The sequence below is a fragment of the Microbulbifer maximicatervae (SeqCode) genome (genome assembly GCF_052467505.1).
In genome coordinates, this window is record NZ_CP174313.1 from 3495119 (window position 1) to 3508165 (window position 13047).

The 13047-nt window shown below is 54.1% G+C and carries 13 protein-coding genes; 4 read left to right on the top strand and 9 right to left on the bottom strand.

Going from position 1 to position 13047, the window contains the following annotated elements; translation table 11 throughout:
• Nucleotides 1-115 precede the first annotated feature (115 nt).
• The 3 genes from purH to coq7 all read left to right on the top strand — a co-directional run bounded on the left by purH (nt 116) and on the right by coq7 (nt 3884).
• Nucleotides 116-1687, top strand: a complete 1572-nt coding sequence (purH, locus tag ACJJIN_RS15540; RefSeq protein WP_444895309.1) for a bifunctional phosphoribosylaminoimidazolecarboxamide formyltransferase/IMP cyclohydrolase — start codon at nt 116-118, stop codon at nt 1685-1687.
• A gap of 191 nt (nt 1688-1878) precedes the next feature.
• A complete protein-coding gene (gene purD / locus ACJJIN_RS15545; protein ID WP_444895310.1) occupies nt 1879-3183 on the top strand; it encodes a phosphoribosylamine--glycine ligase in 1305 nt (434 codons plus the stop codon).
• A 56-nt stretch (nt 3184-3239) separates the two neighbouring features.
• Nucleotides 3240-3884: a 2-polyprenyl-3-methyl-6-methoxy-1,4-benzoquinone monooxygenase gene (gene coq7, locus ACJJIN_RS15550; RefSeq protein WP_108731610.1), complete on the top strand. Its 645-nt coding sequence runs from the start codon at nt 3240-3242 to the stop codon at nt 3882-3884.
• An 84-nt stretch (nt 3885-3968) separates the two neighbouring features.
• On the opposite strand, the gene ACJJIN_RS15555 is transcribed toward coq7, so the two are convergent.
• Entirely contained in the window at nt 3969-4376 is a 408-nt protein-coding gene (locus ACJJIN_RS15555; protein WP_444895311.1) for an OsmC family protein, read from the bottom strand.
• A gap of 301 nt (nt 4377-4677) precedes the next feature.
• Between ACJJIN_RS15555 and crp the strand changes: the two genes are divergently transcribed.
• Nucleotides 4678-5328 carry a cAMP-activated global transcriptional regulator CRP gene (crp, locus tag ACJJIN_RS15560; protein WP_051089460.1) on the top strand — a complete coding sequence of 217 codons (651 nt, stop codon included), beginning with the start codon at nt 4678-4680 and terminating at the stop codon, nt 5326-5328.
• Nucleotides 5329-5406: 78 nt separating this feature from the next.
• Here the strand turns inward: crp and trpC are convergent, their stop codons facing one another.
• From trpC to ACJJIN_RS15600, 8 genes are all read right to left on the bottom strand, one after another.
• Nucleotides 5407-6204 carry an indole-3-glycerol phosphate synthase TrpC gene (trpC, locus tag ACJJIN_RS15565; RefSeq protein WP_413665837.1) on the bottom strand — a complete coding sequence of 266 codons (798 nt, stop codon included), beginning with the start codon at nt 6202-6204 and terminating at the stop codon, nt 5407-5409.
• Nucleotides 6198-7247, bottom strand: a complete 1050-nt coding sequence (gene trpD / locus ACJJIN_RS15570; RefSeq protein ID WP_444895312.1) for an anthranilate phosphoribosyltransferase — start codon at nt 7245-7247, stop codon at nt 6198-6200. The genes trpC and trpD overlap by 7 nt, the downstream gene beginning before the upstream one ends.
• Before the next feature lie 73 nt (nt 7248-7320).
• Nucleotides 7321-7899, bottom strand: coding sequence for an anthranilate synthase component II (locus ACJJIN_RS15575; protein WP_444895313.1), 579 nt, complete (start codon nt 7897-7899; stop codon nt 7321-7323).
• Nucleotides 7896-8759, bottom strand: a complete 864-nt coding sequence (locus ACJJIN_RS15580; protein ID WP_444895314.1) for an ion transporter — start codon at nt 8757-8759, stop codon at nt 7896-7898. Before ACJJIN_RS15580 ends, ACJJIN_RS15575 begins: the two co-directional genes overlap by 4 nt.
• Complete coding sequence (gene trpE, locus ACJJIN_RS15585; RefSeq protein ID WP_444895315.1) at nt 8746-10257, bottom strand: anthranilate synthase component I; 1512 nt, start codon at nt 10255-10257, stop codon at nt 8746-8748. The genes ACJJIN_RS15580 and trpE overlap by 14 nt, the downstream gene beginning before the upstream one ends.
• 231 nt (nt 10258-10488) lie before the next feature.
• Complete coding sequence (rpe, locus tag ACJJIN_RS15590; RefSeq protein ID WP_444892691.1) at nt 10489-11151, bottom strand: ribulose-phosphate 3-epimerase; 663 nt, start codon at nt 11149-11151, stop codon at nt 10489-10491.
• Nucleotides 11152-11170: 19 nt separating this feature from the next.
• Entirely contained in the window at nt 11171-11878 is a 708-nt protein-coding gene (locus ACJJIN_RS15595) for a nucleotidyltransferase family protein (protein WP_444895316.1), read from the bottom strand.
• Between the two features lie 38 nt (nt 11879-11916).
• Nucleotides 11917-12990 (bottom strand): aminoglycoside phosphotransferase family protein, encoded by a 1074-nt coding sequence (locus tag ACJJIN_RS15600; protein WP_444895317.1) that lies wholly within the window; start codon nt 12988-12990, stop codon nt 11917-11919.
• Between the last annotated feature and the right edge of the window lie 57 nt (nt 12991-13047).

Genomic DNA, 13047 nt, shown 5'->3' on the forward strand with positions numbered 1-13047 from the left:
GGATGAGGTAACTCATCCCCCTTCGCTATTTTCCCGGCAGCGTTTTTGTTGCCACAGTGGGCAACCGCTAAAACCCTTTAAACATCCTTTTCGAAAACCAGTTGGATCAAGTGCAATGACAGACAAGGTTTCCATCCGCCGCGCTCTAATTAGTGTCTCTGACAAGAGTGGCATTGTAGAGTTCGCTCAACAGCTCTCCGCAATGGGGGTTGAGATTCTTTCCACCGGCGGAACCCACCGCCAGCTCAAGGAAGCGGGTATTCCCGTGGTAGAAGTTTCCGACTACACCGGCTTCCCCGAAATGATGGACGGCCGTGTCAAAACTCTGCACCCGAAAGTACACGGTGGCATTCTGGGGCGCCGCGGTACCGATGATGCCATCATGGGCGAGCACGGTATCACCCCAATCGATATGGTGGTGGTTAACCTCTACCCCTTCGCTCAAACCGTTGCCAAGCCCGACTGCTCCCTCGAAGACGCTATCGAGAACATCGATATCGGCGGCCCCACCATGGTTCGCGCGGCCGCCAAGAACCACAAAGATGTCACTATCGTGGTCAATGCCAGCGATTACGTCAATATCATCGAGGAGATGAAAGCTAACGATGGTGCCCTGAGCCACGCCAGCCGCTTTGACCTTGCGGTAAAAGCCTTTGAGCACACGGCGGGCTATGACGGCGCTATTGCTAATTACCTGGGCGCCATTAAAGGCGAAGAAAAGCAGCTGTTCCCGCGTACCTACAACAGCCAATTCATCAAGAAACTGGACCTGCGCTACGGTGAGAACCCGCACCAGAAATCCGCTTTCTATACCGAAGCCAACCCAGCTGAGGCCAGTATTTCCACTGCCTCCCAGCTGCAGGGCAAAGAGCTGTCCTACAACAATATCGCCGATACCGATGCCGCGCTGGAGTGCGTGAAATCCTTCGAACAACCCGCTTGCGTGATCGTAAAACACGCCAACCCCTGCGGTGTGGCGATTGCTGAAGATATTCACAAGGCCTACGACCTGGCCTTCGCTACCGACAGCGAATCTGCCTTTGGCGGTATCATCGCCTTCAACCGAGAGCTGGACGGCACCACTGCCCGCGCTATCGTCGAGCGACAGTTTGTTGAAGTCATCATCGCACCGTCAGTCTCCGAAGAGGCTAAACGGGCCGTTGCCGAGAAGAAGAACCTGCGCCTGCTGGTATGCGGCCAGTGGAGCAGTGAGCGCACCCCGGCACTGGACTACAAGCGCGTTAATGGCGGCCTGCTGGTTCAGGACCGCGACGACGGCCTGATCACCGCTGCCGACCTGAAAGTAGTCTCCAAGCGCCAGCCCACTGAAGAAGAAATCCGCGATCTGCTGTTTACCTGGAAAGTGGCCAAGTTCGTAAAATCCAATGCCATCGTATACGGCAAAGACGGTCGCACTGTAGGCGTAGGCGCAGGCCAGATGAGCCGCGTAAACTCTGCACGCATCGCCGCAATCAAGGCCGAGCATGCCGGCCTCGCTGTTGCAGGGTCCGTTATGGCTTCCGATGCCTTCTTCCCCTTCCGCGACGGCATCGATAATGCTGCCGCTGTGGGAATCCAGGCGGTCATCCAGCCCGGCGGTTCCATGCGCGATGAAGAAGTGATCGCCGCAGCGGACGAGCACAATATGGCCATGGTATTTACCGGTATGCGCCACTTCCGCCACTAAGATTGTGCGCCCGCACAGACTTAACATTGCGGGCTATGATCAGCGGGTTGGAAGGTATCTACCCTCTCCAACCCGCACAAATCATTGGAATCCAGGGGCGAGACTCAGGCCTCAGAATCAATTCCACGTTAAACTAGCACACCTATAACCTGTGCAACGGACCGGATCGGTCGACTTAGGGGGATTTAAGAATGAACGTATTGGTTATCGGATCAGGTGGCCGCGAGCACGCCCTGGCGTGGAAAGCAGCGCAAAACCCAAATGTCGGCACCGTCTATGTTGCCCCTGGCAACGCCGGCACTGCCCGCGAACCCAAGCTGGAAAATATCGCAATCGGTGTGGATAACTTCGCCGCCCTGGCAGATTTCGCCGAGGAAAACGACGTAGAACTAACGATTGTCGGCCCGGAAGCACCGCTGGTAGAGGGTGTTGTCGATTTCTTTAATGCCCGCGGCCTCGCCATTTTTGGCCCCAGCAAAGGCGCCTCGCAACTGGAGGGTTCCAAAGCCTTTACCAAAGACTTTCTCGAGCGCCACAAAATCCCCACCGCTGCCTACCGCAATTTCACCGAAGTGGAGCCTGCGGTTGCCTACATTCGCGAGCGCGGCGCGCCCATCGTGGTTAAAGCCGACGGCTTGGCTGCGGGCAAGGGTGTAATCGTTGCCGAAACCGAAGAGCAGGCTGAGCTCGCCGTACGCGATATGCTGTCTGGAAACGCCTTTGGTGAAGCCGGCTGCCGCGTGGTTATCGAGGAGTTCCTCCAGGGTGAGGAAGCGAGTTTTATCGTGATGGTGGATGGTGAAAACATCCTGCCGATGGCCACCAGCCAGGATCACAAGCGCGTTGGCGATGGCGATACCGGCCCCAATACGGGCGGTATGGGTGCCTACTCCCCGGCACCGGTGGTGACTGACACCATTTACCAGCGCATTATGCAAGAGGTTATCGAGCCCACCGTTAAAGGTCTCGCTTCTGAGGGTACGCCCTACACCGGTTTCCTTTACGCCGGCCTGATGATCGATAGCGACGGTACTCCGAAGGTTATCGAGTACAACTGCCGCTTTGGCGATCCGGAAACCCAGCCGATTATGATTCGTCTGAAGTCGGACCTGGTCGACCTGTGCATGGCCGCTCTGGACAAGAAGCTGGACACTGTCACTGCTGAGTGGGACCCCCGCCCGGCCCTGGGCGTGGTACTTGCCGCACACGGGTATCCCGGCAGCTACCGCAAAGGCGATGCCATCAGCGGCCTGGACAAAGCAGACAGTGACAACGCCAAGGTCTTCCACGCTGGTACCGCACTGGATGGTGAGCGTGTAGTCACCAACGGTGGCCGGGTGTTGTGCGCGACAGCAATGGGGGATACCGTCGCTGAAGCTCAGGAAAATGCCTATGAATCAGCTCGGGCTATCTACTGGGACGGCGTGTTCTTCCGGAAAGATATCGGCTACCGCGCTGTCGAAAGAGAAAAGGTTTCTGCAGAGCAGCAGGACTAACAGCTGGCATCGGCGGCCGCTCATCAGCGGTCGCCTCCCACAGGGAGCAGAAGACTATGAGTAAACGCAGCCTCAGCGGACTCGACCGCCTGTTAATTCAAGCGGATCGGGCTCTGCGCACCCTGAGTCCCGGCGAACCCTGCCACGGCCGGGCATCCCCGGCCAAGGGTGAAGCCGAGACAGACCTCACCGACAGCGAACGCAAACACGCCGCTGGCCTTATGCGGGTCAACCATAGCGGTGAAGTCTGCGCCCAGGCGCTCTACCAGGGCCAGGCCCTGACCGCCAAGCTGCCCGAGGTGCGGGGGGAAATGGAGCGCGCTGCCGATGAGGAGATCGACCATCTGGCCTGGTGTGAACAGCGCTTGAAGGAATTGGACAGCCGCCCCAGCCTACTCAACCCACTGTGGTACGGCATGTCCTTTGGGCTCGGCGCCGCCGCCGGGAAAATCAGCGACCGAATCAGCCTCGGTTTTGTGGCCGCTACGGAAGACCAGGTGTGTAAACATCTTGAGAGCCACCTCGAAAAGCTTCCCGCCGACGACAAGAGAAGCCGTGCGGTAGTGGAACAGATGTTAATTGACGAAGACGAGCACGCCCACGCTGCACTGGCCGCCGGTGGTGCCCGCTTCCCCGCTCCGGTAAAAGGAGTGATGTCTCTGGTATCCAAAGTGATGACCTCGGCCAGTTATAAAATCTGACCGTTACTCTTCACTCATTAAAACGACTTGGATTTTAGGGAGGTTACGCCCAGTATCCTCCCTCCCTTCCCGGCTAATTTTCCTTCAAACTTCTTCAACGCTGTAGCTGTGCACAATCTCGACACCCGCATTGCGCAACATGATGGAGCCTGAGCAGTATTTCTCTGCGGAGAGTTCCACTGCACGGGCAACATGGGATTCCTTCAATCCGCGACCGCGCACTACAAACTTCATTTCAATTCGCTCAAACGGCGATGGGGTTGTATCCGGGCGTACACCTTCCAGTTCACAATGACAGGAAATAATGTCTTGTCTCGCCTTCTGTAAAATACTCACCACATCGTAAGCCGCGCAGCCACCGACGCCCAGCAAAATCATTTCCATCGGGCGCACACCATTATTTGTGCGGCCGCCTTCCATCACTACCGAATTACCGCTGCCGGCTTCACCGACGAAGGTTAAATCATTTACCCAGGTTACTTTCCCCTGCATCACTCCACTCCCATTAAAACTTCAGCGGTGAAGCTTAGCATATTGGCGAAGTCTATCCCGGCACCTGTATGTTTCCGGTATAGTGTCTGGTACGCCTCCGCGCGAAAGCCGAATGACGCATGATCAAATGCTTTTTCTATGAACGCATCGTGGTTTATGAAGTCCAAGCGACCCAGAGCCATAGTGTCACAGGTCACACTGCGGAACTTTGCCGCGGTCAGCCCCTGTTGGGGATTTTGTTTTCGCGCGATAATTCAATAGTGCTCAGCTGCTAAAGCCGGGATAGAGCACAAGACAAAAAATGAGGAATAAATCCGTGACGGTTGCTATCGAAGACCCCATGACTATCGGCAATATTGAAGACTTTCTGGCCCACTGCCACCGGCGTCGCTACCCGGCCAAGAGCACAATTATCTATGCTGGCGACCGCTGTGAATCCCTATATTTCATTATGCGCGGTTCCGTTACAGTTCTGATTGAGGACGATGAAGGCCGCGAGATGATCGTTGCCTACCTCAACGACGGAGACTTTTTCGGTGAGATGGGCCTGTTCGATCAGGACACCCGCAGTGCCTGGGTCCGCACCAAAACCGAGTGTGAGGTGGCAGAAATCTCCTACACCAAGTTCCAAGAGCTCACTCGCCAGCACCCAGAGTTTCTTTTTGCCCTGGCCACCCAAATGGCAGGCCGCCTGCGCAACACCACGCGCAAAGTTGGCGATCTCGCCTTCCTGGATGTCACCGGGCGTGTCGCTCGCACCCTGCTCGACCTATGCAATGAGCCGGATGCAATGACTCACCCCGAGGGCATGCAAATAAAAATCACCCGCCAGGAAATTGGCCGTATCGTCGGCTGCTCCCGGGAAATGGTGGGCCGCGTATTAAAAACCCTGGAAGAACAGGGCCTGGTTTCCGTTAAAGGTAAAACCATGGTGGTGTACGGTACTCGCTAGTAACTGAATAAATACACCGCATAAAAAAAGGGCGATTTTTACATCGCCCTTTTTTATTTCTACTACTGGAGTAAGCGGTCAGTTAAACATTTCCATCAGTTTCCTGCCCGGCTCCTCCTCCCGCATAAAGGCCTCTCCCACCAGGAAAGCATTGACGTTATGACCGCGCATCGCCGCAACATCATCTGTGGTATGAATACCACTTTCCGTGACCACAAGACGGTCTTCGGGGATCAAGTCCAGTAACTTAAAGGTATTTTCCAGCTGCACATCGAAAGTGTGCAGATTGCGATTATTGATGCCGATTAAGCGGTTAGGTAATGCCAGGGCCCTCTCCAACTCCTTGTGGTTATGCACTTCCACCAAGACATCCAAACCCAACTCCAAAGCGAGCCCGTTGAGATCCGCCATCTGTGGATCTTCCAGGCAGGCTGCAATCAGCAAAATACAGTCGGCCCCAATCGCGCGAGCTTCATAGATTTGGTAGGGATCAACGGTAAAGTCCTTGCGCAGCACCGGTAGGCGTACGGCATCGCGGGCCTGCTGCAAGTAATTATCTGCCCCCTGAAAAAAGTCCACATCGGTTAGTACTGACAGACAAGCCGCGCCACCTTTTTCATAGCTGGTAGCAATTTCTGCAGGAAGGAAATCCTCACGAATCACACCTTTACTGGGAGAGGCTTTTTTAATTTCGGCGATTACTGCAGCCTCACCAGTGGAAATCTTGCGATCCACTGCATCAACAAAACCTCTCGCCGGCTCCTGATCCCGGGCGCGAAGTCGAACTTCGTCGGTGGAGCACTCAGCCTTGCGCTCAGCAACCTCTTGCCACTTGCGCTCGACAATTGTTTTTAAAATGGTCGGTGTACTCACGATTGAATTTCCTCTGGGCGAAACGCACTGGTAAACGCGGCAAGATCGTTAATTTTCTCTCCGGCGAGACCGCTGTCGATAGCATCTTGTGCCATAGCGACACCTTGCTCTGCAGAGTGCGCAACACCGCTGACATAAATTGCCAGGCCTGCGTTAAGCGCAATAATATCCGCAGCTTTTTGCCCCGCCTCAGTATTGCGCTTACCCAGCGCATTGCGAATCAGGGCCAGGGAGTCCTCGGAACCAGAAACACTAAGATCAGAGAGGTCACGGCGCTGCAAGCCAAAGTCTTCAGGCTTGAGGGTATATTCCTGCAAGGCACCATCCTTTAATTCCACAGCAAAGGTATCCGCAGCAATACTGGCTTCATCGAGCCCATCATCACTATGTAAAACCAACACATGCTCTGAACCGAGCTTTTGCAAAACCTCAGCCAACAGGCGGCAGTAGCGCTTGTCATACACACCGATTACTTTGCGCTTTACCCCCGCCGGATTTGTCATCGGCCCGAGTAAATTGAAGATGGTACGCAGTCCCAATGCCTTTCGTGATGGGCCAACGTGGCGCATTGCATTGTGAAAGCTGGGCGCAAACATAAAGCCAATACCGATAGTCTCTACGCAACGCGCCATCTGCGAAGGGCTCAATTCTAAAAATACGCCGGCGTGCTCAAGCAGGTCCGCAGAACCACTACTGGACGACACCGAGCGATTGCCATGCTTGGCTACCTTAGCTCCGGCAGCAGCTGCCACAAAGCTGCTCGCACTGGACACGTTAAACAGATTGGCGCCATCACCGCCGGTGCCGACAATATCAACCGTGTTTTCCAGATCGAGCTCAACCTTTATCGCCAGCTCACGCATGGTTTCCACAGCGCCGACAATTTCATCGACTGTCTCCCCGCGAATGCGCAGTGCGATAAGGAGTGCGCCTATCTGTGACTCCAGCGCTTCGCCACACATAATCTGGCTCACGGTTTCGCGCATTTCTTCACGAGTAAGGTGTTCGCCATCCACCAGTTTGGCAATGGCCTGTTGAATATTCATTTTTCCCCCTTTGCCCCGCTCTGCTTATTGATTCTGGCGGGGCCTGCCCGCCGCGCACTTGTTCTTCCGGCCCTCAAGACTCGATAAAGTTTCTCAACATATCGTGACCGTGCATGGTGAGAATCGACTCAGGATGAAATTGCACCCCTTCTACCGCTAGTTCCCGGTGCTTCACGCCCATGATCTCGTCAATTTCACCATCCTCTGTCTCAGTCCAGGCGGTGATCTCCAGGCATTCCGGTAAACTGCTTTTCTCCACTACCAGTGAGTGATAGCGAGTCGCCTCAAACGGGTTGGACAAACCGTGGAACACCCCCAAATTGTTGTGCACTATAGGAGATGTTTTGCCGTGCATAACCTGCCGGGCACGAACTACCCTGCCACCGAAGACCTGTCCAATACTCTGGTGCCCCAGACAAATACCCAAAATAGGGATACTGCCGGCAAAACGGCGAATGGTATCGAGCGAAATACCCGCCTCATTGGGGGTACAGGGACCCGGCGAAATCACAATTTTCTCTGGCGCCATTGCCTCGATTTCATCCAGGGTAATTTCGTCGTTGCGTTTCACCACCACTTTTGCACCCAGCTCTTCCAGGTACTGCACTACATTCCAGGTAAAGGAGTCGTAGTTATCGATCATTAAAATCATTGCGCGGCCCCCTTAGCCTCTGGTTGATAAGTGGATTCTTCCATTCTTTTTTGCAGGCGTGCGAGAGAGGCCTGGGTTGCGCGGAGTTCGCGCAGGATTTCGGTCTGGCTTGGAGGCAGACACATTTCATCCATTCGTCGCAATTTGGCCTCTTCCAGGTTATTCAAGACTACACCGATAAAGAGGTTAATCATTACGAACGCCCCCATGACCACAAAGCTGACGAAGTAAAGCCAGGCCCAAGGCATCGAATCCATCGCTGTATACATAATATCCGTCCAGTCCTCAAAGGTGACTATGCGGAATAAACTCAAAAATGCGATGGGTAAAGTGCGCCAGTGAGTTGGATCAATATCGTGAAATAGGAAATAACCCGCTACACCATAGATATAGAAAATGATGCTCATCAACAAAGCAATGTGCATCATGCTTGGTAAACTGCGCAAAAGCGTGTCCACCAGTGTGCGGAGTTCCGGGAATGCAGACACCAGCCGCAAAACCCTTAATACCCGCACCAAGCGCGCCAGGGTAGCTAGCGGCCCTGTAGCAGGAATCAAACTCAGTGCAATAATAGTAAAATCAAAGCAATTCCAACCACTGGCAAAGTAACGCCAGGGACGGGCCCCATGGGCAAAAATTTTAACCAGCGCCTCAATAACAAATGAGGCGAGAATCAGTTGATTAATAGCGCCCAGCAGCGTACCAAAGCGCTCCGTCACCCAAGTGGAAGTCTCCAACCCAACAGCGACGGCATTGAGCAGAATCATTCCGATAATGATTTGGTTAAATAACGGCGCTGCGACAACTCGCTCGCAGCGTTCAGCCAGGGTCAACTTTTGAGAAATACTAACTTCGCTCATCTTGCTCGATCTTTAAAGGGTCACTACTCTTGGCCAGCGCCATACCGGCAGCGCGGAAGAGCGCTCGGGCCTTATTCATTGTTTCATTCCACTCTGACTGCGGATCGGAGTCCGCCACTAGACCAGCTCCCGCCTGCACATATAGTCGGCCATCCTTGATAACTGCTGTACGAATGGCGATAGCGGTATCCATATTGCCATTCCAAGCCAGGTAGCCAACCGCCCCACCGTAAATGCCACGCTTTTCTGGCTCCAGCTCATCGATAATTTCCATAGCGCGTATCTTGGGGGCGCCCGACAGGGTACCGGCCGGCAGTGCCGCGCGCAGAGCATCCATGGCGGTGAGGCCCGGCTTTAACTGGCCGACAACATTGGAGGTGATATGCATCACGTGGGAATAGCGCTCGACAAACATTTGGTCGGTGACTTTAACACTGCCAGTATCAGCCACCCTGCCGATATCATTGCGCCCCAGGTCAATCAGCATCAGATGTTCGGCGAGTTCTTTGGGATCTGCCAACAGCTCTTCCTCCAGGGCAAGATCCTCCTCCTCAGTGGCTCCCCGATGGCGGGTTCCCGCCAGAGGTCGCACAGTCATTTCTCCCTCTTCTAAATGCACCAAAATTTCTGGGCTGGAGCCCACGACATGGTGGTCACCCAGATCGAGGAAATACATATACGGCGAAGGGTTCAAACTGCGTAAAGCACGGTAAAAATTAAGTGGCGGCGCATCGAAAGGCGCAGACAGGCGCTGGGAGGGCACCACCTGCATCACATCACCGGCAAGCACGTACTCTTTAACCCGATCTACTGCGCGCTTAAAGTTGTCCTCGCCAAAGTGGGATTGGAATTCGCTCTCATCAATGCCGCGCCCATGCAAATCGAGGGGCACAGTATCCGGTAGCGGTTGCGCTAACTGGCCAACCAATTGGTCCAGGCGCTGCTGGGCTTTTTCATAGGCTGCTTCTTCAGCGGTATTTGCGTGGACAATCAGAATTACCGCACCGGCAAGATTGTCAAAAACCACCAATTCATCGCTGACCATCAACAGGATATCCGGGTTACCCAGGGTATCCGGCGGAGTACTGGCGGCCAGACGCGGTTCGATATAGCGCACGCAGTCATAGCCAAAATAGCCCACCAGCCCGCCGTTAAAACGGGGCAGATCCGCTAATTCAGGTACCTGATAGCGCTGCTGAAACTGTTCAACAAACTCCAGAGGGTCGGCGGCGCTGTGGCTCTCTACAACCTCACCATCAGTTTCCACGGTGATGTCAGTGCCCTTAACCCTGAGCAAAGTCCGCGCAGGTAAACCAATAATGGAATAGCGCCCCCATTTCTCCCCGCCCTGAACCGATTCCAGCAAATAGCTGTAACGGCCTCCGGCCAGTTTCAAATAGGTGGACAGTGGCGTTTCAATATCCGCCAGTACGCGCCTTACCAGGGGGATACGGTTATAACCCTCAGACGCAAGTTGAGCGTATTCAGTAGGGGTCATGGAGACTCCGATCAATTTTTCATTCTTTATGATTGGCGCCAGAGTATAAGCAGCGCCCACGGGAAAGGTGCCTCAATCGCCAAACTCGATTGGGCCTCAGCAGGTCAGTGGCGCCATCGCCAACTGTTTGTCAGGGAGAAAGAGTGGTTCACGGAAATTCCCTCAGTGCAGGCGCACAAGTTAACAAATCCCGTCTATGGCGGGCAAGAGATTGCCCGCCAGTTTTGTAAATTAAGCCAAACTCTTACGCATAGCTGCAATCACTTCAGCGTAGTCCGGAGTATTGAATATGGCAGACCCAGCGACAAAGGTATCTGCTCCAGCTGCAGCAATTTCGGCAATATTGTCGCGATTAACACCGCCGTCGATCTCAAGGCGAATATCAAACCCAGACTCATCAATCAACTTGCGGGCTTCTTTTAACTTGGTCAGGGTATTGGGGATAAACTTCTGCCCACCAAAGCCCGGGTTCACCGACATCAGCAGGATCATATCCAGCTTATCCATTACATATTTGGCCGCATCGAGGCCACTGGCTGGATTGAACACCAGCCCGGCTTTACAGCCGAGACTGCGGATCAATTGTAGGGAGCGGTCCGGGTGACGAGAGGCTTCTGGGTGGAACGTAATATAGGTAGCTCCGGCATCGGCGAACATGCGAATCATTTCATCCACCGGCTCCACCATCAGGTGCACATCAATCGGAGCCTCAACACCGTGTTTGCGCAGGGCCTGGCATACCATAGGGCCAATCGTGAGATTTGGCACATAGTGATTGTCCATCACATCAAAATGCACCCAGTCCGCTCCGGCTGCCAACACATTGTCCACTTCCTCACCCAAACGTGCGAAATCTGCGGAGAGAATAGAGGGGGCGATCTTGTAATCTGACATCAAAATATCCTTTGGTAACTCAACTTTCGCCAGTCAGTCGGCGATCTAAATTTTCCAGGCGCTCGGGGGTTCCCACATCGCACCAGTCCCCCTCATAGAGTTCAGCTTGTAGCTTATCCTCATTAAAGGTGAACACTTCCCCAAGCCCAAAGCATTCGCGACGCTTAGGGTATTCGGTTAGGGTTTCAGCTCGCAGCCAGCTAATACCCGCAAAGGTATAGCGGGGCTTGGCTGTACCCGACAGCAAGCCACCTTCTATGCCAAAATCTCCATCGGGGTTATGGGGAGGATTAGGAACCATCAAAAGACGCCCAGGGCAAGACTCCGGCAGCGGCCTCTCGATCCATTGCGACAGGTCATAGTCACACCAGACATCACCATTAACCACCAAAAACGATGAATCGCCGATCAGTGGCAGTGCCTTGAGAATCCCGCCGGCAGTTTCCAGTGGCTCCTCCTCATGCTCCACAGAATAATGTATATCCAACCCCCAGCGGGAACCAGAACCAAGCTGTTGACGAATTTTGGGTCCTAAGTAGCCCAGGTTAATCACGACCTTTTGCACACCAATAGCTGCCAAGCGCTCAATTGCATATTCAATCAGGGGCTTACCGGCAATCGGTAACAGAGGCTTTGGAGTTTGGTCAGTCAGTGGGCGCATACGGCGCCCAAAACCTGCTGCCAATACCATGGCAGTCAAAGGGGAATTCTCTTTGGGTTTGCTCATTAAATTAATCTGTACAGTTTTCGTACGGCCTACTTCGGCTAGTCACCGGCACAGCGGTAATCGCTGTACCAGGGCAAAGGCTCTATCTGCGGCAGTAGGGTGCCGCTGAACCAATCAGTAAACGGCTCCAGCTCTGGGTAGCGCTCAACGGTTTCCAAAACATAGCGAATCACTAGCGGCAGGTGCTGCAAGTATCCCTGCTTTCCATCACGCAGACTGAGGCGCGGGAACAGACCCAGCACTTTAATATGACGCTGTAGCCCCATCCAGTCGAACCAACGAAGATAAAGTTGTGGGTCCACAGGCTGCATAACACCCGCCGCTTCAGCGGTCGCAACGTAAGCTAGCACCCAACGCTCTACCCGCTCGCGGGGCCAACGGATATAACAATCTTTGAGCAGAGACACCAGATCGTAGGTGGCGGGCCCCCACACTGCGTCTTGAAAATCGACAATCCCCGGCCTTTCCCCGTCGCGGATCATCAGGTTGCGACTGTGGTAATCCCGGTGAACAATAGTGTGAGGCTGTTCCTCCGCACTGTTAAGCAACAATTCAAAGGTTTGCTCCAGCAGCTTTTCTTCCCGCTCTGAAAGCTGGTAGCCAAGTAGCTCTCGCATCAGCCACTCAGGCATAACCTGCATTTCCTTATGAAGTAGCTCCCGGCTATAAGCTGGGAATAATTGTTCCTCAAAAGGGATTTGCTGCAGGCACAAAAGTTCACTCATCACCTCTGCGTAGAGTCCTTCAACACTGTCGCTGTTGAGCACGCTATATAACTGGGTATCCCCCAAATCTTCCAGCAGCAGGTACCCCTCCGCGGTGTCTGCAGCAATCACCATCGGAGTATGGATACCGTTGCGGCGCAAGTAATCAGCCAGAGCCACAAAGCGGGCGGGGTTAGTCAATTGGGGGGGAGTATCTACCGCTATCAGTGACGGCTCGGTTAGAGTGCGAAAATAACGGCGAAATCCAGCATCCCCCGCCAGGCTCGATAAATCAGCCGGAGCCTCCATACCCAGGGCCACGCCAACCCACTCACTCAAGGCATTGCGTCTGGGATCGGAGTCGATCTCGCACCCTTGCTCAACTTCACTGCTCGATCTTAGGCTCATCTTATATTCCAACTGTTTCTAGCTGCATTTTAACCCCGAGCCTCTCTGCGTCCAGAG

What these genes read in the sequence shown, in the direction of transcription:
- purH (WP_444895309.1), top strand. Translation starts at nt 116, where the DNA reads ATGACAGACAAGGTTTCCATCCGCCGCGCTCTAATTAGTGTCTCTGAC.
- purD (WP_444895310.1), top strand. Translation starts at nt 1,879, where the DNA reads ATGAACGTATTGGTTATCGGATCAGGTGGCCGCGAGCACGCCCTGGCG.
- coq7 (WP_108731610.1), top strand. Translation starts at nt 3,240, where the DNA reads ATGAGTAAACGCAGCCTCAGCGGACTCGACCGCCTGTTAATTCAAGCG.
- ACJJIN_RS15555 (WP_444895311.1), bottom strand. Translation starts at nt 4,376, where the DNA reads ATGCAGGGGAAAGTAACCTGGGTAAATGATTTAACCTTCGTCGGTGAA.
- crp (WP_051089460.1), top strand. Translation starts at nt 4,678, where the DNA reads ATGAGGAATAAATCCGTGACGGTTGCTATCGAAGACCCCATGACTATC.
- trpD (WP_444895312.1), bottom strand. Translation starts at nt 7,247, where the DNA reads ATGAATATTCAACAGGCCATTGCCAAACTGGTGGATGGCGAACACCTT.
- ACJJIN_RS15575 (WP_444895313.1), bottom strand. Translation starts at nt 7,899, where the DNA reads ATGATTTTAATGATCGATAACTACGACTCCTTTACCTGGAATGTAGTG.
- ACJJIN_RS15580 (WP_444895314.1), bottom strand. Translation starts at nt 8,759, where the DNA reads ATGAGCGAAGTTAGTATTTCTCAAAAGTTGACCCTGGCTGAACGCTGC.
- trpE (WP_444895315.1), bottom strand. Translation starts at nt 10,257, where the DNA reads ATGACCCCTACTGAATACGCTCAACTTGCGTCTGAGGGTTATAACCGT.
- rpe (WP_444892691.1), bottom strand. Translation starts at nt 11,151, where the DNA reads ATGTCAGATTACAAGATCGCCCCCTCTATTCTCTCCGCAGATTTCGCA.
- ACJJIN_RS15595 (WP_444895316.1), bottom strand. Translation starts at nt 11,878, where the DNA reads ATGAGCAAACCCAAAGAGAATTCCCCTTTGACTGCCATGGTATTGGCA.
- ACJJIN_RS15600 (WP_444895317.1), bottom strand. Translation starts at nt 12,990, where the DNA reads ATGAGCCTAAGATCGAGCAGTGAAGTTGAGCAAGGGTGCGAGATCGAC.